At 68.8% G+C, this 23,150-nt stretch carries 18 protein-coding genes; 5 read left to right on the forward strand and 13 right to left on the reverse strand.

Going from position 1 to position 23,150, the window contains the following annotated elements; translation table 11 throughout:
* Positions 1-56: 56 nt before the first annotated feature.
* The 5 genes from ACFYTE_RS30480 to ACFYTE_RS30500 all read left to right on the forward strand — a co-directional run bounded on the left by ACFYTE_RS30480 (position 57) and on the right by ACFYTE_RS30500 (position 4,577).
* Positions 57-797 carry an SDR family NAD(P)-dependent oxidoreductase gene (locus ACFYTE_RS30480; RefSeq protein WP_388717522.1) on the forward strand — a complete coding sequence of 247 codons (741 nt, stop codon included), beginning with the start codon at positions 57-59 and terminating at the stop codon, positions 795-797.
* A gap of 193 nt (positions 798-990) precedes the next feature.
* On the forward strand, positions 991-1,383 hold the full coding sequence (locus ACFYTE_RS30485) for an ester cyclase (protein ID WP_388717326.1): 393 nt from the start codon (positions 991-993) through the stop codon (positions 1,381-1,383).
* Positions 1,384-1,539: 156 nt separating this feature from the next.
* The gene (locus ACFYTE_RS30490; RefSeq protein ID WP_388717329.1) at positions 1,540-2,127 is read left to right on the forward strand and encodes a hypothetical protein; all 588 of its coding nucleotides are present in this window, start codon (positions 1,540-1,542) and stop codon (positions 2,125-2,127) included.
* Between the two features lie 52 nt (positions 2,128-2,179).
* Complete coding sequence (locus ACFYTE_RS30495; RefSeq protein ID WP_388717332.1) at positions 2,180-2,824, forward strand: class I SAM-dependent DNA methyltransferase; 645 nt, start codon at positions 2,180-2,182, stop codon at positions 2,822-2,824.
* 223 nt (positions 2,825-3,047) lie between these two features.
* Positions 3,048-4,577: a helix-turn-helix domain-containing protein gene (locus tag ACFYTE_RS30500; RefSeq protein WP_388717335.1), complete on the forward strand. Its 1,530-nt coding sequence runs from the start codon at positions 3,048-3,050 to the stop codon at positions 4,575-4,577.
* Between the two features lie 221 nt (positions 4,578-4,798).
* On the opposite strand, the gene ACFYTE_RS30505 is transcribed toward ACFYTE_RS30500, so the two are convergent.
* From ACFYTE_RS30505 to ACFYTE_RS30565, 13 genes are all read right to left on the reverse strand, one after another.
* Positions 4,799-5,032, reverse strand: coding sequence for a hypothetical protein (locus tag ACFYTE_RS30505; protein ID WP_388717338.1), 234 nt, complete (start codon positions 5,030-5,032; stop codon positions 4,799-4,801).
* Positions 5,033-5,512: 480 nt separating this feature from the next.
* Positions 5,513-6,490, reverse strand: coding sequence for a hypothetical protein (locus tag ACFYTE_RS30510; protein ID WP_388717341.1), 978 nt, complete (start codon positions 6,488-6,490; stop codon positions 5,513-5,515).
* Positions 6,468-7,580, reverse strand: a complete 1,113-nt coding sequence (locus tag ACFYTE_RS30515) for a DUF3696 domain-containing protein (protein ID WP_388717343.1) — start codon at positions 7,578-7,580, stop codon at positions 6,468-6,470. The genes ACFYTE_RS30510 and ACFYTE_RS30515 overlap by 23 nt, the downstream gene beginning before the upstream one ends.
* Positions 7,577-8,746: a DUF262 domain-containing protein gene (locus ACFYTE_RS30520; RefSeq protein ID WP_388717346.1), complete on the reverse strand. Its 1,170-nt coding sequence runs from the start codon at positions 8,744-8,746 to the stop codon at positions 7,577-7,579. Before ACFYTE_RS30520 ends, ACFYTE_RS30515 begins: the two co-directional genes overlap by 4 nt.
* A 583-nt stretch (positions 8,747-9,329) precedes the next feature.
* Complete coding sequence (locus tag ACFYTE_RS30525) at positions 9,330-9,977, reverse strand: hypothetical protein (protein ID WP_388717349.1); 648 nt, start codon at positions 9,975-9,977, stop codon at positions 9,330-9,332.
* A 136-nt stretch (positions 9,978-10,113) separates the two neighbouring features.
* Positions 10,114-10,932: an ABC transporter permease gene (locus ACFYTE_RS30530; RefSeq protein WP_388717352.1), complete on the reverse strand. Its 819-nt coding sequence runs from the start codon at positions 10,930-10,932 to the stop codon at positions 10,114-10,116.
* On the reverse strand, positions 10,929-11,921 hold the full coding sequence (locus ACFYTE_RS30535; protein ID WP_388717355.1) for an ATP-binding cassette domain-containing protein: 993 nt from the start codon (positions 11,919-11,921) through the stop codon (positions 10,929-10,931). The genes ACFYTE_RS30530 and ACFYTE_RS30535 overlap by 4 nt, the downstream gene beginning before the upstream one ends.
* Positions 11,922-11,997: 76 nt before the next feature.
* Positions 11,998-12,840, reverse strand: coding sequence for a DUF4097 domain-containing protein (locus tag ACFYTE_RS30540; protein WP_388717357.1), 843 nt, complete (start codon positions 12,838-12,840; stop codon positions 11,998-12,000).
* A 95-nt stretch (positions 12,841-12,935) separates the two neighbouring features.
* Positions 12,936-13,451, reverse strand: coding sequence for a toxin-antitoxin system HicB family antitoxin (locus ACFYTE_RS30545; protein WP_388717359.1), 516 nt, complete (start codon positions 13,449-13,451; stop codon positions 12,936-12,938).
* A gap of 325 nt (positions 13,452-13,776) precedes the next feature.
* A complete protein-coding gene (locus ACFYTE_RS30550; protein ID WP_388717362.1) occupies positions 13,777-14,127 on the reverse strand; it encodes a hypothetical protein in 351 nt (116 codons plus the stop codon).
* Positions 14,128-14,191: 64 nt separating this feature from the next.
* Positions 14,192-14,689 (reverse strand): GbsR/MarR family transcriptional regulator, encoded by a 498-nt coding sequence (locus ACFYTE_RS30555; protein WP_388717364.1) that lies wholly within the window; start codon positions 14,687-14,689, stop codon positions 14,192-14,194.
* Positions 14,690-14,778: 89 nt separating this feature from the next.
* Entirely contained in the window at positions 14,779-14,976 is a 198-nt protein-coding gene (locus ACFYTE_RS30560) for a ferredoxin (RefSeq protein ID WP_388717367.1), read from the reverse strand.
* A 43-nt stretch (positions 14,977-15,019) separates the two neighbouring features.
* Complete coding sequence (locus tag ACFYTE_RS30565) at positions 15,020-23,149, reverse strand: amino acid adenylation domain-containing protein (protein ID WP_388717369.1); 8,130 nt, start codon at positions 23,147-23,149, stop codon at positions 15,020-15,022.
* Position 23,150: the final 1 nt, after the last annotated feature.

Raw genomic sequence — 23,150 nt, forward strand, 5'->3', positions numbered from 1 at the left:
GGTGCTACGGTCTCATTCGGAATCGATCGGTACTTTAATTTGTGGAGGTCACGGCCATGGGGCAGCTTGAGGGTAAGACCGCAGTCGTCACCGGCGGCAGCGCCGGGATCGGCCTGGCGACTGCGAAGCGACTCGCAGCCGAGGGCGCGCACGTGTTCATCACCGGCCGGCGCGAAACCGAGCTGGAGAAAGCCGTCGCCGCCATCGGCAACGCCACCGCGGTGTCCGGTGACGTCAGTGTCGCGGCCGACATGGACCGCCTCTACGAGCGCGTGCGGGAGCACGGTCAGGGCCTGGACGTGGTGTTCGCCAACGCGGGCATCAACCACATCGCGACGTTGGACCAGCTCACCGAGGAGGCCCACGATGCGCTCTTCGACACAAACGTCAAGGGCACCTTCCTCACTGTGCAGAAGGCCCTCCCGCTTCTCAACGACCACGCCTCGGTGATCCTCACCTCGTCCACCGCCGCCGAGGGAGGCGCGGCGGGCATGAGCGCCTACGGAGCATCGAAGGCGGCCGTGCGGGCTTATGCCCGCGCCTGGGCCGACGAACTGGGCAGTCGGGGTATCCGGGTCAACGTGGTCTCGCCGGGCCCGGTGAACACCTCACTATGGGACAAGGCTTTCGGCGATCGAGCCGAAGAGATGATGGAGACCGTTGCGGCCGGCCTGCCCTCCAAGCGGGTCGGCGACCCGGACGAGATTGCCGCCGCCGTGACCTTCCTCGCCTCGTCGGAGAGCAGCTTCGTCTACGGCGCCAATCTCTACGTCGACGGCGGATTGAACCAGATCTGACTGAAACACGTTCACAGGGCACTGCCGCGGCGTCGACACTCTGGGCGCGACGTGAACTCCGGGGCGCCCAGAACAGAGGTATCCGCAGTCGAAGTTCCTGCCTTCAGCGACGGCCGCCACGGCAAGACCGTGGAAGGGCATCGCACTTCTTTCACCGTCCGAGAACATCCCGATCTTGCACTGAGAGGCAATCATGTCCGACACCGAACTGCGCGACTTCTTCCAGCGCTACATCGATGCGCTCAACGCGCATGAGTTTGACCGCATGACCGAGTTCGTCCACGACGAGGTCATCATGAACGGCTCCCCGGTCAAGCGGGACGACGTCATTGCGGCCCAGAAGGGCCATGTCGACGCGGTCCCCGACTTCACCTGGCGGGTCAAGGACGTCGCCATCGACGGTGATCGAGTAGCGGCCCGTCTGTTCAACAAGGGCACGCCCGCGAAGGAGTGGTTCGGCGTGCCCCCCACCGGCGTCACGGTCGAGTATGCCGAGTACGCCTTCCACAAGGTTCGTGACGGGCGCTTCTACGAGATGAACTATCTGATCGACGCCCAGGCAGTGCAGCGACAACTGGTCGCCTGACCTGCCTCCGTCCCATCTGATCCGCGAGGCGGGACTGGACGCCATCCTCGACGGCACCGAGAAGACCCCGCGAGCCGGACTCGACGCGGTCGAACTCGACAGAGGCGTCGAACAGTCCCGTCCCCGGCGACCATCGTCCCCGGTGGGGAAGGCCGGGTGAGTACGCGCCTGCGGGCGCTGCCGGTCACACCGCCGCCCATGCACGCCGAAACGATCGGCTCCCATCCGAACCGGCTCACCGACGCCAACCGCCTGCCGGTCCAATACCTGTCCATCCTGCTCGGGCACAACCGGCACCACCGCCGCGACGACAACCGCACAAGTCACCCGACACCCGACACCGTGCTCCGGCTCTCCGCTCTGACGGGGAGCACCCCTGCCAAGTTGTCTCACGCGATCCCGACCCTCGCCGTGATCAGCGAACTTGCCGAGGACACCCCGCGGCCGGTGAGCGATCAGAAAGACGACGTACTCCGGCGTCCTGCCTGCCGTTACTGCATGGCCCGACGAGGAGTTCACGGGCTCGTGGTCCGCAACATCCCGTCCCATGAAGCCGCCTGCCTGCGGCACCATCGCCGGCTCCTCGGCGAGGACCCCCATGGAGGCCCCCGCCGTCCCTCCTCGCTCCGGATCGAGCTTGTGACCTACCCCGAGCCCGTCAAGCTGACGGCCTTGCTCGCCTCACCGCACTGGCACGACGAGCAAGGGAGGATCCGGCCCCCGTCTCAAGTGGGCCCGGCCTGATTCATCGTTGATCTGGTTCGTCATCCTGATCGCTCGACTACCGTGTCGGGCCATGAACACGGACGGCTGGCTGGCAGACACCCGGACCTCCTACGACACAGTCGCGGTCAACTATGCCGACCAAATGCACGAGGCTCTGGCCGAGAAACCGTACCTTCGGGCGGCTCTGACGTTGTTCGCAGACTTGGTCCACGCCGCCGGCGGCGGACCGGTGGCGGACGTGGGCTGCGGGCCCGGACACGTCACCGCTCACCTCCACGAGCTGGGTGTGGATGCTTTCGGCATCGACCTCTCCCCCGTGATGATCGACGTTGCTCGGCGTGACCACCCTCGCCTGCGGTTCGAAGTGGGCTCGATGACGGACCTCGCCCTCACCGATGCTTCGGTCGCCGGCCTGCTCGCTTTTTGGTCGTTGATTCACATCCCCGACGATGCCGTCCCCACGGTCTTCGGGCACTTCCGGCGGGTGTTGCGTCCCGGCGGACCACTTCTGCTCGGCTTTCACGTCGGCAACGAGTCGAGGCTGAAGACGCAAGGCTACGGCGGTCACCCGATGAACGTTCACGTCCACCGCCGCCGGCCCGGCAACGTGGCGGCCCGGCTACGCGATGCCGGGTTCACGGTCGAGGCCCAGATACTGCTCGACCCCGACGACAGCGTTCCCGGGGCGGTCCTTTTCGCGCGCCGTCAGTCCTAGCCCCGCCAGTGGTCCGGCTACGGCCGACCCCGCCGCCCTCAGCGGACGACTGTTCGAGGCCGACACGCATGCACGACATATTGGGATATCTAATGATTTGTCACCCCGATCTGCTTACCCTGAACCCGCCATATCCCCCATGGCATCAGGGGACACTGACGTCCCATCACCCTGGTGGACCCCTCAACGGGCGCCATCTCATATCTGAGATAACCTCAACCTCATGGCAGACGATTACCTCGTACGCATCGGCAAGCTCATCCGTGACGCCCGGCAACACCGCGGCTGGACACAGGCACAGCTCGCGGAGGCACTCGGCACCAGCCAGAGCGCCGTCAACCGGATCGAGCGCGGGAACCAGAACATCAGCCTTGAGATGATCGCCCGAATCGGCGAAGCCCTGGACAGCGAGATCGTGTCGCTGGGTTATGCGGGCCCCATGCATCTCCGGGTGGTCGGAGGCCGTCGCCTGTCCGGCGCCATCGACGTGAAGACCAGCAAGAACGCCTGCGTGGCCCTGCTGTGCGCCACACTGCTGAACAAGGGCCGCACGGTGCTGCGCCGGGTCGCCCGCATCGAAGAGGTGTACCGCCTGCTGGAGGTGCTCAGCTCCATCGGCGTCCGCACCCGCTGGATCAACGACGGGGTCGATCTGGAGATCGTGCCCCCCGCCGAGTTGGACCTTGAGGCCATCGACGCGGAGGCGGCCGTCCGCACGCGCTCCATCATCATGTTCCTCGGCCCGCTGCTGCACCGCATGGACGCCTTCAAGCTGCCCTACGCCGGCGGCTGCGACCTCGGCACCCGCACCATCGAACCGCACATGATCGCGCTGCGCCGGTTCGGTCTTGAGGTCGCCGCCACCGAGGGGCAGTACCACGCCACGGTGGACCGGTCCGTGCGTCCCGCCCGCCCGATCGTACTGACCGAGCGCGGCGACACGGTCACGGAGAACGCTCTGCTCGCCGCCGCCCGCTACGACGGCGTCACCACCATCCGCAACGCCTCCTCCAACTACATGGTCCAGGACCTGTGCTTCTTCCTGGAGGCGCTGGGCGTGCGGGTCGAGGGCATCGGCACGACCACGCTCACCGTGCACGGCGTGCCCACCATCGACGTCGATGTCGACTACTCGCCCTCCGAGGACCCGGTCGAGGCGATGAGCCTGCTGGCCGCCGCCGTGGTCACCGAGTCGGAACTGACCGTGCGCCGGGTGCCGATCGAGTTCCTGGAGATCGAACTCGCGGTCCTGGAGGAGATGGGCCTCGACCACGACCGCACCACCGAGTACGTCGCCGACAACGGCCGTACCCGTCTGGTGGACCTGACCGTGCGGCCCTCGAAGCTGGAGGCGCCCATCGACAAGATCCACCCGATGCCGTTCCCCGGCCTGAACATCGACAACGTGCCCTTCTTCGCGGCCATCGCGGCGGTCGCCCAGGGCAAGACGCTGATCCACGACTGGGTCTACGACAACCGCGCGATCTATCTGACGGACCTCAACCGCCTGGGCGGCCGGCTGCAACTGCTCGACCCGCACCGCGTCCTGGTCGAGGGCCCCACCCGCTGGCGCGCCGCCGAGATGATGTGCCCGCCCGCCCTGCGCCCCGCCGTGGTCGTCCTGCTCGCCATGATGGCCGCCGAGGGCACGTCGGTGCTGCGCAACGTCTACGTCATCAACCGCGGCTACGAGGACCTCGCCGAACGCCTCAACTCGATCGGCGCCCAGATCGAAATCTTCCGGGACATCTGAAAGCCTTCAGGAAAAGCGTCGTCACCACCCCTGTTGACCTGCATGAATGCGAGGCGAGAAGGGAGGTGGCGGCGCCTCTGGGACGTTCCTGGGACTTTTGACCAGAGCCGGGCTTACCCCGGTCGTCCGGTGCCCGATCATCGCGTCGACTGGCCCGGATGGCGGTCGAAGATACGTGCCTTGCAAGAATTCCGACCGCTCCCTCCGTCAGGCCGCCGCCCCTACCAGGGCCCGTCGGGTGAGAGAAGTTCTGCGGCGTTGTTTGCCATGCGAGTGGCGTCCTTGTGCAGGAAGCGGCTCGGGCGGCCGCTCCAAGTAACGACGAGTTCATCGCGGGTGTGAGTGGCCGCCACGAACACCAGTGACTTGGCGCGCTGATCCTCCTGACGATGCCGGTCGGGGCTGGTGAGCCGGTACCGCTCGATGTGCTGGTGCGGGATTCGGCCGTCGCTCACACCCGTGAGGAGCACCCACGGGAACTGTAGGACCTGGCCTTCCTTGATCAGGGCGGCGACGGCCCGCATCTCGGTCTGCCAGTCGGGGGCCCGCTAGAACCATGGCGCCAGCCGGGACGCGGCCGTGCTGGACGGCGTTGGCGCACAATTCGACCACGACGAGAGTGAGCATGTTATGCGGTTCGTAGTCGTACGGCACTCCCCAGGCGTCCAGCAGGTACTCGGCCATCCGCCGCGCGAGCCGGGCCCCGCGGCGGGTTGAGCTGAAGCGCATGGTGAAGGGGGACGGATTGATCGGCGGGGCTCCCGGCACGACCTGTCGGGTGTCTCGCGCGATGCTGCGAAGTTCATGGGTCACGCCCACCACGGTGGCGGGCATGACACGTCACCGACCGGGCAGGACGCGCTGACGAACCGGGCTGTACGAGGTACCGGGGGCGTGTACGCGCAGTGCGGAGCCGCGCTTCCCCGCTCCCGCGCTCAGGTGTCCAGATGGTCCACGAAGATGCCGATGAGTATGCGATCGCCGAGACGGGGCTGGGGCAGGCTGAAGTGGACGCGATTGCGGTGCCGTTCCTTCTTGCCATGCCACTCGCAGCGGTAGGTCTCGCCCTCGTGGTCGACATCCCGCTGCTTCATGATCGACGGTTTGGATCGGGTGTTGGGACTCTCCGGGGACAGGTCCAGGCCGAAGCGACCCAGCTCCGCCTGCACCTGGTGCGGCTGCCCCGAGTGCAGGGCCAGGGCGTCGGCGAAGTGGTCATGCACCACACTCAGGAGCCGTACGACCCAGTCACGCATCTCCGCGTAGGTGCCGTCGAACTTGCGGAAGGAGAGGGAGTCGGCGAAGACCAGCTGCGGGAAGCTCTGGCGGGCGCGGTCGAAGAAGTCCTGCTCCGTGACGTTCTCCCGTTCGAAGAGGGAGCGCCAGAACTCGGAGAGCGCGGGCGCCTCGACGAGGTGGAAGACCTCCTCAGTCGCCGCCTCACCCGTCGCGCCGTCGATCGCGGAGACCGGGAGCCAGCCGCGGCGGTCTCCGGCCGGGAAGATCAGGCAGGCGACGTGGTGCCGCTGCCGCGTCCGCCACCAGGCGTAGCAGAGGGACCAGGCGAGGTCCCGGCTGTCGCCCGCCACTTCGACGTGGTCGGGCAGGCCGGGCACGTCCGTGTCCCAGGTGGGGCAGCGGTCCATGAGACGGATCGTTCTCAGCCGCGCGTCTCGTCCGGCGCGCGGCGTCTCCCCCTCGTACAGGACGTCGTAGAGCTCACGGTCGTCCGCGCACTCCACCTCCATCCACAACGGCGAGACGGCGACCGCCTGCTGTTCGGATAACTCCTCCAGAGTGTCGCTGAAGTCGTCCAGCAGGTCCGTCAACCGCTCCTCCGCCAGCCCTCGGAAGTCGAAGGACGACTCGTCCACGACGATCCGGTACGGCTTACCGCCCCCTGCGCCTGGCACGTGCCAGCCTCCCCAGGTCCTGTTCGATCTGGTCGAAGAAGCCCCGCGGCCACTCGGTCAGTTCGCCCTTCGTGGTGAACTCGATGGGTGTGGAACCGGCTGCCTCCTCGCCGAAGTAGTGCACGACCGCGTCCTCGGGCCGCAGGCTCCGCTCCTCCGCCACGGCCAGCCGAGCTCCGTTGAGCACATGGTCGCTGTGCGTCTCCACGATCACCTGGGCTCCGGCTCCGGCGACCCGGGTCAGGAAGCGGCCCAGCTTGGACTGACCACCGGGATGGAGGTGCGCCTCCGGGTTCTCGACAATCAGCAGGTCTCCGGGACCGGTGAGGAGACCGGCGACGATCACCGGCAAGGCGTAGGAGAACCCGAAGCCCATGTTGGCCGGGCGGATCGGCTCGCTCAGCAGTCCCGGTTCCTGGAAACGGATGGTGCTCGCCGTGATGCCTGGCGGCCACTGCGCAGTGATCTTGATGGGACGGATGATGTCGGAGGCCCAGGTCTCCACCTGTGTGCGCAAGGTCGTGACGTTGTGGGTGTTCCGGGTCGTCGGATGAAGCAGCGGCTCACGCACCGCCCGGGTCTCGTGCAGGGCGAGTAACTGCGCGGTGTACTGCCCCTGCACACCGACTCCGATGAGATCGGGATGCTCGGCGGAGACGCCGAGTTGGTCGCGGGGACCGAGGCGCTCGGCGCACAGATAGGTGAACGCGGCTCCTTGGCCGCGCAGTTCCGCCGGTGGTGGCCCGCTGTCATCGGCCACCCGCAGGTAGAGCGCCTGCTCGTCGGGGACCGTGAAGCGGTGCACACTCGGCACCTGAGTACCGTCGCCGCCAATCTGGATCTCGATGGTGGAGTCGGGGGCGTCGGGGTGCAGCACCTCGTGTGCCTCGCCCAGGGCGAGTCCGTAGGGTCCGTTGAGCTGTACCACTCGGCCGGCCGACGCGTCAGCGAGCTGGCGGGTCAGCAGCAGGCTCTGGATGGTGGTGCTCTTCCCCGTGCCGTTGAGTCCGGTGAGGACGGTGAGAGGGCGCAAAGCGAAGGACGCGTCGGTGAAGCGTTTGAAGTGCCGGACGCGCAGCGAGGTGATCACTTACCGGCCTCCGCGGCCTGGGCGGTGACGTCGAACCGGAGCATCACCCGGCGGACGTCACCCGTGGAGGAGGTGATGGCTTCCAGGTACTGGTAGTCGTTCGTCATCAGGAAACGCGCGGCATCCACGATCGCCTCGCGGCGCCGTTCGAGGTCTTCGGTCTCGTACTTGGCGAGGGTGATCGACCAGGCCTCGAAGAGTGCCCGGTTGATCGGATTGCGGCCGGACGAGCCCAGCGGCCATTTACGGAACGCCTGCTCGCCGAAGACCAGACGGGCGTTCACCATGGCCTTGCGGAACGCCTCCAGGAGGTCTCCTACCCTGGCGTCGTTCACGTCCTTCACGTTGTCCAGCATGATGGTGGTGCGCTGGAGGAAGGGGTCCATCGCGGCGTACTTCGCATAGCCGTCCGTACCCATCAGCCAGAATGCGGCGAAGCGCAGGGCCATCTCCCGGTCGTTCATCCGGATGTGGCCACCCATGTTGTTGGTCGCCACGTTGAACTCCACGGTGGAGGTCATCACCCGCAGGATGGTCCGGCTGCGCTCCTTGCTCATACAGTGCCGGATCTCCTGCGCGTTCAGCGGCGTACCGCCCGTGTTGATGCGCTTGAAGATGTCGTACATGACATCCGACGGCGTCGTCGGGTCGATGACGTTCGTGACGATCTGGGTGTTGTAGATGCGCCGCTTCCACGGGGCGGGAAGGTCCTCGAAACGTCTGCCCTCCACCGCGCTCTGCAGGTACTCCAGGCCCTTCAGCTCGAATCCGCGCTCGTCTCCCCCGCGGACGAAGTCGCGAATGGTCGACAGGCGCTGAAGGCCGTCGACCACGCGCATGAGCCCGTCGGTGTCCTCGGCGAAGTAGAAGGCGGGAAGCGGAATCTGCAGGAGCACCGACTCGATGAGCCGGGACTTCTGCACCGGTTTCCATACGATGCCGCGCTGGAAGTCCGGGGCCAGCTCCAGGGACCCGTCCTCGATCATGTCCAGGGCGTTACGCAGCGAGAACTGCTTGGTGTTGACCCGGATCTGTTCCGGATTCCACGGCCGGGCGATCTCCGGTGGCGCGTCCTCCGCCTCGGTCTCCGCCTCGACTCCGGTACCCGTGTCGAGGAAGTGCTCCTCCGTGATCTTCGGCGGCTCTGGGATGTCCGAGGTCGTCATGGGGTGATCGTAGCCGGGCGACTCCCTCGGACGCGTGGGGAATCAGACCCAGCCCATGTCCAGCCCCGTGGAGTCCTTGAGGACCTTGCTCAGCGCTTCAACCTGTCCGCGGTCCTCGAAAAGGGCACGGGGAAGGTGGTCCGAGGCGAGAGGGCCGGTGCCGTGCAGGATGTCGTCGTACGCCGACGCCCAGCAGAAGATCCGTGGCCTGGTCGAGGCTCACGTGCTCTGCTGGCCATCGGTACTCACCCCGGCTCACTTGGAAGACGGGGAACAGCCACCACATGTCCCGGTCGGGGGCGACGAACCTGACCGCCCGGTCGCCCAGGAAATTGATGCCGTAGTGGGAGAGCGCGCAGACGTCCCCCTCTCGGAGGTCGAGCAGATGTGAGGCGCACATGAGGGAAACGGCAGGGATTCGTTCGGCCAGGTGCATGGGTATCGTGGCGGCATCCCGAAGCGTGGAAAGTCCGGACGGGCGGGACAGCACACGTCCTATCTGGAGCCCGCTGCGCTTGGCCAGCGTGTGCTGGAAGTGAACCGTCATCTCATGACTCGGATACTGGAACTCCAGGTCGCTTTCCTAGTCCGCCATCGCCTTCGCCGCCGCCGCGAAGCGGTAGGGCGGGTGCAGTTCCCTCCAATCGACGGACGGGGCGTCGGAGGTAAGGCCCGGCACCACCGGGTTCAGCGCAAAGTCGATGAGGGCCAAGTCGACGCTCCCGCCGAGGTCCCGCCCCGCCAGAACACTCGCCAGACGCCACGGAAGCCCGTACTCACCGCCCATCTCCTCGTGCAGGAACTCCCGCAGCGTCGGGTCGGTCATGCGCATGAAGGCGCCCTCGAACTGGAAGAGTTCGTCGATCACCGCCGCGCACTCGAACAGGATGCGGGTGGTGAGCGGCCTCTCAGAGGTGTGTACGAGACTCAGGGGCCCCGTGGCGCTGACAGGCGTGTCCTCGGGACGCTCGGTCATCTCCACGCCTGCGCTCTGGCGCCAAGTGTCTTGCAACGAGTTCTCGAAAGCCGCCCGTGTGTCCCAGGTCGTGAAATCGAACTCTGTCAGGCCCTCAGGATCCAGCTGAAGGGAGTACGAGTAGTAGAGATTCAGCCAGTCCAACTCGTTGTATCTCAGCTCTGCGCCGGTGTGCCGGGGGTAGCGCTTGAAGGAGAGGAATGGCCGTCCGCTGCTCCGGCTCTCGTGGAGGCCCTGTGCCTGCTGGCGGCTCAAGCGAGAGATCGTGTACGCGGCCAGCCCGTCCCTCGATCGCCGTAGCAGGCTCAGCAGGATGCCGACGGTGGATCCGTGGTACCGCGCCCATGGGCTGCTCTCGTGCAGGGGATCGGTCGAGACGAAGGACAGCGCCTCAGCGCTGACCGGTGCTGTTGAACAGGGACTTGGACCAGACGTAGCCGAGGGCTGCCAGGCCCAGGCACCAGGTGATGCCGATCCACCAGTTGTTGCCGATCCCGGTGCCGAGCAGCAGGCCGCGAAGGGTCTCGATCGCCGGGGTGAACGGCTGGTACTCGGCGATCGGCTGGAACCAGCCCGGCATCGCCTGGACCGGCACGAAGGTGCTGGAGATGAGCGGCAGGAAGATCAGCGGCATCGCGGTGTTGCTGGCCGCCTCGGCGTTCGGGCTGGACAGGCCCATGCCGACCGCGATCCAGGTGAGCGCCGTGGCGAACAGCACGAGCAGCCCGAGCGCCGCCAGCCACTCCAGGGCGGTGGCGTCCGTGGAGCGGAAGCCGATGGCCACGGCGACGGCTCCGACGAGGACCACGCTCATCACGCACTGCAGCACGCTGCCGACGGCGTGTCCGACGAGCACGGAGCCGCGGTGGATCGGCATCGTGCGGAAGCGGGCGATGATGCCCTCGGTCATGTCCGTGGCGACGGAGACCGCGGTGCCGATCGTGGTGCTGCCGACGGTCATCAGCAGCAGGCCCGGGACGAGATACGCGACGTATGCGGAGCGGTCGGCGCCGCCGCCCATGCCCGCGCTCATGGTGTCACCGAAGACATAGACGAAGAGCAGCAACAGCATGACGGGCGTGAGCAGCAGGTTCAGCGTCATGGACGGGTAGCGCCGGGCGTGCAGGAGGTTACGGCGCAGCATCGTGGAACCGTCGCGTACGGCGAGGGAGATCCGGGTCGGGCGGGCGGGAACCAGGGGGGTGCTCATCGGGCGGTCTCCTTGGGCTGGTCGGCCCGGCCGGGCACGGTGGCGGCGGTCAGGGCGAAGAACACGTCGTCCAGGTCGGGGGTGTGCACGGCCAGTTCGTCCGCCTCGATGCCGAGCGAGTCGAGCCAGTCGAGGAGGGAACGCAGCTCCCGCTGGCTGCCGTCGCTGGGGATCTGCAGGGCCAGGGACTCGTCGTCCCGGCCCGCCTCGCGCAGGGCGGAGGCGGCGGACTGGTACGTGGCCGGGTCGGAGAAGCGGAGGCGGATGTGACCGCCGGGGATCAGCCGCTTCAGTTCCTCCGCGGTGCCCTGGGCAGCGATCCTGCCGTCGTTCAACACCGCGATGGTGTCGGCGAGTTCATCGGCCTCGTCGAGGTACTGGGTCGTCAGGAAGACGGTGACGCCGTCCGTGACGAGTTCGCGGATGATCTGCCACATGGTGTGGCGGGCGCGCGGGTCGAGACCGGTGGTCGGCTCGTCCAGGAAGATGATCCGCGGGTCACCGACCAGGGTCATGGCGATGTCGAGACGGCGCTTCATGCCGCCGGAGTAGGTGGAAGCCGGCTTCTTCGCGGCCTCCGTGAGGTCGAACCGTTCCAGCAACTCGGCCGTGACCCGCCGCCTGTCGCGCCTGGACAGGTGGTGCAGGTCCGCCATGAGAAGCAGGTTCTCCTCGCCGGTGATCAGTCCGTCCACGGCGGAGAACTGTCCCGTGACGCCGATCGCGGCGCGCACCCCGGCCGCTGACGTGGCGACGTCGTGGCCCGCGACCTGGGTCTGGCCGGCGTCGGCGGAGATGAGCGTGGACAGGATCTGCACGGTGGTGGTCTTGCCCGCGCCGTTCGGCCCGAGCAGGGCGAACACGGACCCCGCCGGGATGTGCAGGTCGACGCCGTCGAGGACGGTCTTGTCACCGTACGACTTGCGCAGGCCGAGGGCGGAGACGGCGGCGGGGAGATGCCGGCCGCCGGTCGAACTAGTCGTGGACATGACAGAAGAAGGCATGGAGCCCTCCCGTTCGGAGGCTGAAGTGGGTGAGGAAGTCGGTGAGTTGGCCAGGCGGTGCTCAGGGGCGGGCGCGGCGGACATCGATGTTGCCCCAGTTGGTCCGTGCGCGAACCTTGACCGTGTCCTCGGTCTGCTCCGGGCCCTCGGACGCGGTGAGCGCGTTGCGCACCTGCCCGCGATGGGAGCTGACGTCGAGCCAGGCGGCGGTACCCTCCCGGATGCCGACCTCGATGGAACCGTTCGAGGTCTCCAACTGGACTTCTCCGCAGGCGACTTCTGCGACCCGCAGGGAGCCGTTGGTCGCGGTGCCGGTGACCGATGCCTGGGCGCGCGCGATGTCGATGCCGCCGTTGGTACCGCTCACCCGCAGCTCGCCGGTCACATCGCCGACGGTCGTGGTGCCGTTCGCGTTCTTCAGGATGGCGGGGCCGTCGACGGTGCCGACGCGCAGATTGCCGGAGCTGGTGGTGATCTCGGCCCTGCCCTCGACCCGGTCGACCACGATCGAGCCGTGAGAGGCGGTCAGCTGGAGCGGCCCGGTCGTGTCCAGTCGCACGTCGCCGGACGAGGTCTTGACCCGGACCTCGCCGAGCCGGCCCTCGCCGAGCACCTGCGCCCAGGAGCCGGTCACATCGACGCGTGAGCCCGTGGGCAGTTCGACCATCACATCGACGAGGCCGCCGGGCCCGAGCAGGCGGCGCTCCTTCGTCCTGACGGTCAGGACACCGTTCGCCCAGGTGACCTCGGTCTGCTCGGCGGCCCGCACGTCCTTGTCCCGCTTCGGGTCGCGGGGCTGCACCTCCACGACCGTGTCGCGGCGGTCGCCGGCGGTGAACCGGATGGAGCCGGCGCCCACGTGACCGGTGACCGAGATCGGTTCGGGAGTGTCGAAAGAAGGCATGGCTGTCCCGTCCTCATGAGTCGGTGGCACGTCCCTTCAGGTGGGACGCGGTGTGAGTGGAAGTGCTCTTCGCCGGGGGCGGCGCGCAGGCGCGGCTAGCGCACCCAGCCCGTGAAGCTCTGCCCGACGGTGCGGGTCCGCTCCGGCGTACGCGGCTGTGTGCCGCCGTCGACCCCGGCCGACACGGCCCGCACCAGCCATGCGTTGACCGACAGGCCGTCGCGGCTCGCGGCCTCCTCGGCGCGCGCCTTGAGCTGGGCCGGCAGCCGCAGATTGATGCGGGCGGTGCCGCCCTCGTCGGCCTCGGCGGGCGCCGTGGGCGTGAGCGGTTCGAGGCGCGCGGCGGGCTCCGCGATGCCGTCGGCGGCGGGCGGCAGCGTCACCACGAAGTCGGGGTCAAGACCGCGCAGCCGTACGTCGACCGAGGCGGGGGCGAGCTCGCGGGTGATCTCGTCCATTGCGGCGGAGAGCACATTGAGCATGGTCAGACGGGTCGCCGACTCCAGCGGAGCGGTGAGCCGCTCGGCCAGCTCGCGGGCGTCTTCGCCGCCGGCTTCGGCAGCCACCGCGAGTTCGCGCCGCAGGGTGTCGACATACGGTGTGAGGTCCATGACGTCATCATGGCATCACTTTGGCACCCCAGGCAAGACAGAACGGCACCCCAAGCGGGCGCGGGCCCGGCAAGGGGGCTCTGACCTGGTGGAATAGGAAAAATTCGGCCCGAGCCATCCCGGCACCACCGGCGCCCATTCCGCTTCAGAAAGCCCGACGCGGCATCGATTGACACCCAGTGGCGTCGAGTGGCACCCAGTGGCATCGGGTGGCGCCGAATGACACCACGCGGCACCACGCGATGCCACGCGACGCCGGAGCAATTGCCGGGTAAGCAGCGATCAGCTTCGGGCGGCCGTGCGCCGCAGGCCGCGACGTGCCTGACTACTCATCCTCTTCGCCAAGCTCCGCAAGCTGGTCAGCGGCGGTGGAGTTGCCCTCATCCGCGAGGCGGCGCAGTTCCTTCATGTCGCCCCGCTCCGTGGCCAGTTCGATCAACTGGTCCGTCGCGGTCGAGTTGCCTCCGTCCGACAGCCGCCGCAGCTCCTTCATGTCGCCCAGCTCCGCGGCCAGTTCGATCAACTGGTCCGTCGCGGTCGAGTTGCCCCTGTCGGACAACCGTCGCAACTCCTCCAGGTCACCGTTCTCAGTGGCCAGTTCGATCAGCTCGTCCGCCGCCGAGGTGTCTCCCTTGTCGGCCCGCTCCCGCAGGACGGACAGGTCGGATTCAGTCATGCTGGACAACCTCTCAGTGGTCTGGGTCGAGAGCTGGTCGCGTCGCTTGCGCAGTCCGGTGGGGCTATTCGGACGAGGCGGGTAGATGTCCGGACGCGCGGAGTCGCTCTCGATGGGCATGCCACTCGTCCAGCAGCTTAGGGAGTCGCTCGGCGAGGAACTCGGCCAGCGCGGCCATCTCCTCAAGCGGGGCACGACGCTCCGCCGGGGCGTGGGCCAGGAGCGCCAGCCCTTCCCGGAACAGCTCGGCATGCTCCTTGTGGATGGCTGAGTCGAAATTCTGCGGCTGCTGACTGACCGGATCGAGATCCACACGATCCACCCGCTCACCGGCGGCGCGCGTCCGACGCGCCATTTTGTAGCTTTCGAGCAGCTTGACCGCACCGGTGATGGCGCTCCGGCTCGCCAGCAGAGCTTCGCTCAGCTCGTCGATCGTCTGCTGGGGCGGATCACAGACGAAGAGATACCCCAGCAGACGGCCGGCCATCGGCGGAAAGCCGTACTGACGTGCATAGAAGCGCCCGACATGGTCGGCGAAGATCAGGTGCGAGTCCTGCGACACATCATTGATGCTAGCAGGCTGACTGAGATAACGAATATTTCTGTCATCTCCATCAACACCTTCTGCTGAATCGTCTCAGATCCGGAACTTCAGCGGGATTCGTTCAACGAAATGGCCTGCACGGGGCAGCCCCGAGCCGCATCCCGCACGTGCGGGTCCTCGGCTCCCTCCTCCCGCCCGGGGAGTACCGCGCCGAGCCCGTCGTCGTCCTGGGTGAATACGCCCGGCGCGGCCAGAGCACACAGCCCCGCACCCACGCACCGGTCCGTGTCGACCTGGATCCGCATGTCCGACTCCTCTCCACTGTCGTTCAGCCTTCGAGACTGTCGTTCAGCCTTCGAGCGCACGGCGGATCACCGAGCAGATCTCGGCCGCATGCTCCGGCTCGTTCATCAGTCGGTGTCTACAGGGGATCTCGTGCTCGATGAAGCGTCCGCCCACATACGGCGGCCACTGGGCGGCGAACCCGTGATCATCGACCGTGGCGGTGAAGAACAGCACGTCACCGTCGAAAACCGGGGTGACGAACGCGTCGAGCAGCTTTGTGTGCCGGACGGTGATGGCCGCCACCTTCTCGACAACCGCCTCGTAGTCGGCCTCCCCGGCTCCATTGCCGAGGTAGTCGCGCACGAACGCCTGGGTGCCGGCGTCCGCGATGACGTCGGCCTCCGCGAAGTCGTTCTCGGCCCCGAAACCACCGGCGGCGGCGCTGTCGAGCATCGCCACCAGGCGCACCTCCTTTCCGCGCCGGGTCAGCTCGACGGCGATCGCGTGCGCGAGGGTGCCGCCGCCGGACCAGCCGAAGAGCGCGTACGGCCCCTCGGGCTGGAGATCTGTGATGTGCCGCAGATAGTGGCGCACCATGTCGTCCACCGAGGTCGCCGGTGGCTGGGCGGGGTCGTACTCGCGGGCCTGGATGCCGAACAGCGGCCGGTTCGGCAGGTGCTCGGCGAAGCTCATGTACGCCCAGCACAGACCGCTGCCCGGATGGATCATCCACAGGGGCGGCAGCTCGCCTTCCGTGCGTATCGGAAGCACCGTGGCGAACGGGTCCTCCGCCGGCCCGTCCGCGGCGCCGGTCCGCAGCCGCGCCGCGAGATCGGCGACGACCGGGTACTGGAACACGGTCCTGACCGGAAGCGAGACACCGAGGGCGGCGTTGATCCGGTTGACCAACCGGATCACCAGCATCGAGTGGCCGCCCAGCAGGAAGAAGTCGTCGTCCGCACCCACCTGTTCGACGCCCAGGACGTCCGCGTACAGCTCCGCCAGGGCCCGCTCGTCGTCGGTACCCGGCGCGCGGTAGGCGTCGGCGGCGAAGTCCGGGGCAGGCAGGGCCGCACGGTCCAGCTTCTGGTGAGAGGTCAGCGGCAGGCGCTCCAGGAGGACGACGGCCGACGGCACCATGTAGGCGGGCAGCCTGCTCGCCAGGTACTCCCGCAGGCCGTCGCCGGTGACGTCCCGGGCGACCGCGTAAGCGAGCAGGTGGACACCGGTGTCCGGGAGCTCGCGGGTGATGACCACGGCCTGCGTGACAGCGGGGTGTTCCGTCAGCACGGCCTCCACCTCGCCGAGTTCGATCCGGTAGCCGCGGACCTTCACCTGGTGGTCGGCACGGCCCCGGAACTCCAGGATGCCTCGGGTGTTCCACAGGCCGAGGTCGCCGGTCCGGTACATCCGCTCGCCCGGCTTCCCGAAGGGGCAGGACACGAAGCGCCCGGCGGTCAGCCCCGCCCGGTTGAGATATCCCCGGGCCAGGCCGTCGCCCGCCATGTACAACTCCCCCACCACACCGGGTGGTACGGGACGCAGCCGGTCGTCGAGGACGTAGATCTGCATGTTGTCCATCGGCAGACCGACGGGGATGTCTCCGCGCACCGGCCCCGGTCCGATCTCGTGCACCGTCGAGTTGCAGGTGATCTCGGTCGGCCCGAACGCGTTGACGAACGTCGTGCCGGGGCACGCGGCGAGAGCCCGGTCGACGGCGGCCGGCGAGAGGCGTTCGCCACCGATCCATACTTCGCGCAGGCCGGCGAGGCAGTGCGGGTCCTGCTCGACCAAGTGGTTGAACACCGGCGTGATCAGCAGAGCGGTGGTGACGCCGTACTGCTCGGCGAACGAGCGGAACACCTTGGCGTCGAGGTCGTCGGACGGTGCCAGGACCACACAGTCTCCCCGCAGCAGCGTCGGCCACAGTTCGTAGGTCATCGGATCGAAGGTGTGCCGGGTGCGCAGCAGCACCCGGTGGTTGCCCTCCCGGCGGCACCACCGGTCGACGGCGAACTGCACGACCCCGCGATGAGTGATCGCGACGCCCTTGGGCCGACCGGTCGATCCCGAGGTGTAGATCACGTATGCCAACCGGTCCCCGGAGCCGACCCGTTCTGCCGTCTCGGCGGGTGCCCCGGGGTCCGCTGCGAGTTCACCGAACGCCACGCACGGGCAAGTGTCCGACCGTGCGGGGAGGGTGAACCCCGCCTCGCCGACGACCAGGTGCGGCTGCGCGTCCGCGAGCACGAACGCCAGCCGGTCGGCGGGGTACTCCGGATCGATCGGCAGGTAGGCGCCGCCGGCCTTCAGGACCGCGAGCAGTGTGACGACCATCTCCGGGGAGCGCGGCAGCGCGACACCGACCAGGGACTCGGCGGTGACACCGCGCCGCACCAGCGCCGCGGCCACCCGGTCGGCCGCCGTATCCAGTTCCCGGTACGTCAGCGATCCCGCGTCCCCCGTCACCGCGAGCGCGTCCGGTGTGGCCGCGGCCTGCCGCGCGAACAGCTCCGTGAGTGTGTCACCCGGCAGGTCCACCGTCGTGTCGTTGAACTCGTGGACGAACCGGTCGTACTCGCCCGGCTCGAAGACGTCGATGGCGCTCAGCGGCACAGAGGGGTCGGCCAGGATCTGGTCGAGCACGATCGACAGGCGATGGACGAACGTGACCACGGTGTCCCGGTCGAAGAGATCGGTGTCGTACTCGGCCAGACCGAGCGCCCCGGCATCGCGCGGGTCGCTTCGCAGCGACACGGCGAGGTCGAACTTGGCGGTCGTCGCAGGGGCGAACGGCTCGACCTCGATCACCAGGCCGGGCAGGAGCAGCTCGGCCGTCGGACTGTTCTGCCAGGCGAAGATGATCTGGAACAGCGGGTGGTGGGCGGCGGAGCGGCCGGGGTTGACCAGTTCCACCAGTCGGTCGAAGGGTGCCTCCTGGTTGTCGTACGCGGCAAGCGCCTTCGTACGGACCTGGTCGAGCACGTCCGTGAACGAGGGGTCGCCGGCCAGCGCGAGACGCAGGACCCAGGTGTTGACGAAGAAGCCGATCAGGTCGGTCATGGCTTCGTCCGTCCGGCCGGCGATCGGCGAGCCGAGGGTGATGTCGTCGCCACTGCCCATCCGGTGCAGCAGCGTGGCCAGAGCGGCCTGAAGCACCATCGCGGTGGTCACGCTCCGGCGGCGTGCCAGGTCCTCGATGCCCGCCATGAGGTCCGGCCGCAGCGCGAACTCGATCCGGTCCTCGCGCCGTTCCCCCGTCGCCGATCGCGGACGGTCCAGCGGCAGCGGCAGCGGTTCCGGCGCTCCGGCCAGCTCCCGCCGCCAGTACTCGGCCTCGGCGGCCATCACGCTGTCCGGATCGGCTCCGTCGCCGAGTATCTCCCGCTGCCAGAGGGCGTAGTCGGCGTACTGCACGCAGAGCGCCTTCCAGGCCGGTGCCCGGCCGTCCGTGCGTGCCGTGTACGCCGTCGTCAGGTCCCGGACCAGCGGGGCGGCCGAACTGCCGTCGCTGGCGATGTGGTGGATGACCAGCGCGAGAACGTGATCGTCCTCGGCGCAGCGGAACACCTTGGCCCGCAGCGGGATCTCGGCGGACAGGTCGAAGCGGTGTCCGGCCTCGGCGGTCAGGGCGTCGTCGAGGCCGTCGCGCTCGACCGCTTCGACGCCGACCTCCAGCGTCAGTTCGTCCGCCGGAACGATCTGCTGGAAGGGTGTGCCGTCCTCGTCGCGGAAGAGGGTACGCAGGCTCTCGTGCCGATCGACGACATCCCGCACGGCCTGCTGGAGCGCGGGCACGTCCAGGGTGCCGCGCAGCCGCAGCACGGTGGCCGTGTTGTAGGTGGTCGACGATGCGTCGAAGCGGTGCAGGAACCACAGCCGCTGCTGTGCATAGGACAAGGGCGTCCGCTCCGGGCGTGGCTGCGCGACCAGGGGCGGTCGTGCCTTCTTCGCCGCCGCCAGGCACGCGGCGAGGGCGGCGACCGTGCTCGCCTCGAACACGCTGCGCACCGGCGTCTCCACACCCAGCTCGGCACGGATCCGGCCGACCAGCCGGGTGGCCAGCAGGGAATGGCCGCCCAGCAGGAAGAAGTCGTCGTCCACGCCGACGTGTTCGACTCCCAGCACTTCGGCGAAGAGCCTCGCCAGGATCTCCTCGTACAAGGTGCGCGGGGCCGGTCCTTCGGTCCTGGTCACGTAGTCCGGTGCGGGCAGCGCGCGGCGGTCCAGCTTGCCGTTCGGGGTCAGCGGGATGCTGCCGACGGGCACGACAGCCGAGGGCACCAGGTACTCGGGCAGCCGCCCGCGCAGATACGTTCGCAGATCGGCGAGGAGCGCGACGGCCTCACGCACCCGGCCGGGGTTGTTGGCCGACGGCCGGCCCGGGTCGCCCATGGCGAGGCATCCGCCGGTGAACACCGTGGCCGGCTCGGGCGGTTCGGGCAGGAGGACGGCGTCGAACCGGTCGGCCTCGCGGCACCAGGTCACCAGGGCGCCCAGGCCGCGGCCGGTCGCCCAGTTCAGCAGCTCCTGCGGGTCGACGGCGGACGGGCCGGGCGCGTCCACGGGACCCTCGCCGCTCAGTCGCCCGTTGGGGATGCCCGTGATCCGCAGGGCTTCGCCGACGGGCAGGCGCCCGGCGCGTTCCAGGTCGGGCAGGGAGTTCGCCCAGGAGCCCCAGGCGACGGTGGGCAAGTCCGCGAGCGGGACCACGGCCGCCGGTTCCTTGTGCAGGACCACTTCGTAGCGGAACCGGGTCAGTTCGTTGTGAGCCGTGCCGGACTTCAGCCGGATGTCGACCGCGGCCCCCGCCCTCTCGCCCCACCGTGTGAACCACTCGGGTCCGAGCACCAGTTCCTTCTCAAGGAAAACGGCGTGCTCCACGGCCGCGCGCAGGGCGTCGGCCGAAGCTCCGGGGCGCCGCCGGCGCTGCACGGAGTGGTGCAGCAGTCGTACGCTACCGGCGTGCCGGACGTCGCCGACCACCAGCCGACCGCCGGGGACCAGGAGGTCGTACGCCTGGCGCAGCACGTTCTCCAGGTAGCCGGTGTCCGGGAAGTACTGGACCACCGAGTTCAGTACGACGGTGTCGAACCGCCCGGAGGGCAGGCCCGAGAAGTCGTCGGCGGCTTGGCGACGCAGGTGCACCCGCTGCCCCCAGCCTTCCGGGGTCACGTGCTCGCGCAGCCGGTCGACGGTAACGGCCGAGAAGTCCGTGCCCCAGTACTCCTCGACGTGCGGGGCGATATGGGCCAGCAACAGGCCGGAGCCGACGCCCAGTTCGAGGACCCGGCGCGGCGACCAGCACCGGATGCGCTCGACGGCGGCGTCCCGCCATTCCCGCATCTCCCCACGGGGGATGGGTTTGCCCGTGTAGCTGGAGTCCCAGCCTGTGAAGTCCTCCCCCAGCCCGGCTTCCGGGGCGTCGTACATCCGCTCGTAGACCTGGAGCCAGTCGTCGACGTGCTCACCGGCCGAGCGGGTCCCGGACAGGTCGGGCACCACGTAGGCCACCAGCCGCTGGTCACCGGCCTGATCCTCGCGGCTCATGACGACCGCCCTGGCCACTGCGGGGTGTTCGCCGAGGACCGCCTCGACCTCGGCCGGCTCGATGCGGAACCCGCGGACCTTCACCTGGGAGTCGGCCCGGCCCCGGAAGGCGAGTTCACCCGCCGCGCTCCAGGCGACCCGGTCGCCGGTCCGGTACATCAGTCCACCCGGTGCGCCGAACGGGCAGGCCACGAACCGTTCGGCGGTCAGACCTGCGCGGCCCAGGTATCCCCGCGCGAGGCCGGCGCCCGCGACGTACAACTCCCCCACGACGCCGGGCGGCACCGGCCTGAGGCCGTCGTCGAGGACGTAGGCCCGCATGTTGTCCATCGGGCTGCCGATCGGCACCTCGGCCGGCGGCTGTCCCGGTGGCACCGCGTGGGCCGTGGCGAACACGGTCGTCTCGGTGGGGCCGTATCCGTCCACCACCTTGAGACCGGGGCAGGCCGCATGCACGCGTGCCACGGCCTCCGGTGACACCACGTCGCCGCCCACCCACAGCTCGCGCAGCTCTGCCAGACACCCGGGATCCTGGTCGACGACGGCCGCGAAGAGCCCGGCGGTCAGCCACATCGCGGTGAGGCGGTGTCGGGCGATCAGGGCGGCCAGCGCCGCCGCGTCCGGGTTCCCCGGTGGGCTCACCACCACTCGGCCGCCGCCCAGCAGGGGCACCCACAGCTCGAAGGTGGAGGCGTCGAACGTGTGGGGCGAGTGCAGCAGCACACGGTCGTGGGCACCGCCGCGCCACCGGCGGTCCAGGGCCAGCGCCGCGACGTTGCGGTGGGCCACGGCGATGCCCTTGGGGACGCCGGTCGAGCCGGAGGTGTACATCACATAGGCGAGCCGGTCGGTGCGGCACACCTCGGGCAGGGGGGCATCCGTGTCGTCGCGGGTCAGTTCGTCGAGGAGCACGGTCTGCAGGCCGTCCGGCGCAGTGAACGCCGCGTCGGCGACCACGAGGGCCGGGGCCGCGTCGCCGAGCATGAAGGACAGGCGTTCGGCGGGATAGGCGGTGTCGATCGGGAGGTAGGCCGCGCCTGCCTTGAGGACGGCCAGCAGTGCGACGATCAGGTCCGGCGACCGGGGCAGGGCGATCGCCACCAGGGTCTCGGGGCCCACTCCCCTGCCGGCGAGGCCCCGCGCGACGCGGTCGGCGAGCCGGTCGAGGTCCCGGTAGCGGAGGGTCGTGTCGCCGTACTCCACGGCGACGGCGTCCGGGGTGGCCGCGGCCCGGCGCTCGAAGAGGGTGTGGACGGGCGCCTCGGGGAGGGAAGCGTCGGTGTCGTTGAAACCGCGTAGCACAAGGGTGCGTTCAGCGTCCTCCAACAGGTCGATCGCGCCGATCGGGTCGCCGGGGCGGGCGACGACATGACGCAGCACCGTCCTCAGCCGCGCGGCGAGCCGTTCCACCGTGGCGTGGTCGAAGAGGTCGGTGGCGTACTCGATCCGCCCGACGGCTCCTTCGCCGGTGCCGTCCGGGGCGAGGTCGAAGAACAGGTCGAACTTCGCCGTCCTGGTCGCGACCGGTTCGGGTATCACGCGCAGGTCCGGCATCTCCAGTTGGAGCCGCGCGTTGTTCTGCCAGACGAACATCACCTGGAAGAACGGGTGGTAGGAGAGCGAGCGGTCGGGGTTGAGCAGTTCGACCAACCGCTCGAAGGGCGCGTCCTGGTTGTCGTAGGCGGCCAGTGCCTTGTCCCGCACCTGCTGGAGTACCTGGTCGAAGGAGGTGTCGCCGGACAGGCTCGCGCGCAGCACCCAGGTGTTGACGAAGAACCCGACCAGGTCGGTCAGCGCCTCGTCGGTACGTCCGGCGATCGGCGAGCCGATGGTGAGGTCGTCCCCGCCGCCCATCCGGTGCAGCAGGACGGCGAGGGCGCTCTGGAGCACCATGGCGACGGTGCTGCCGCGGCCGGCGGCCAGGGCCTCGATGCCGGCGAACAGGCCGGGATCTAGGGCGAAGCGCACCTCGTCGCCCTGGTAGCTGGCCAGCGCCGGCCGGGGGCGGTCCAGCGGCAAGGGGAGTGGCTGGGGCAGCTCGTCCAGTTCGTGGCGCCAGTAGGCCACCTGACGGGCCAGCAGGCTGTCCTCGCAGGACTCGTCGCCGAGCAGTTCCCGCTGCCACAGGGTGTAGTCCACATACCGGACGGGCAGCGGGGTCCAGTCGGGGGCACGCCCCCGCAACCGGGCCTCGTAGGCGAGGGCCAGGTCGCGGGTGAAGGGTGCGGAGGAGCCGCCGTCCGCGGCGATGTGGTGGACAAGCAGGATGAGGACGTGCTCCTGCGCCGAGCAGCGCAGGATCCGCGCCCGCACCGGGATCTCGCGGCACAGGTCGAAGGGGTGCGCGACGGCCTCCGCGACAGCGGACGGCACGTCGTCCGGGGGTACGGGGACCACTGGCACGTCGATGGTCACGTCACCGGGCGCCAGCACCCGCTGAGCGGGCGCGTCCGCGTGGCCGTCGACGATGAGCGTGCGCAGGCTGTCGTGCCGGAGGACGACGTCCCGGAGGGCGGTGCCCAGCGCGTCGGTGTCCAGCCGGCCGCGCAGCCTGAGCACCGCCGGGATGTTGTAGGTCGCCGAGGGACCGGTGAACTTGTACAGGAACCACAACCGGCGCTGGGCGAAGGACAGGGGAACCATG

The sequence above is a fragment of the Streptomyces sp. NPDC004629 genome (assembly GCF_042873595.1).
Classification (GTDB): Bacteria; Actinomycetota; Actinomycetes; order Streptomycetales; family Streptomycetaceae; genus Streptomyces.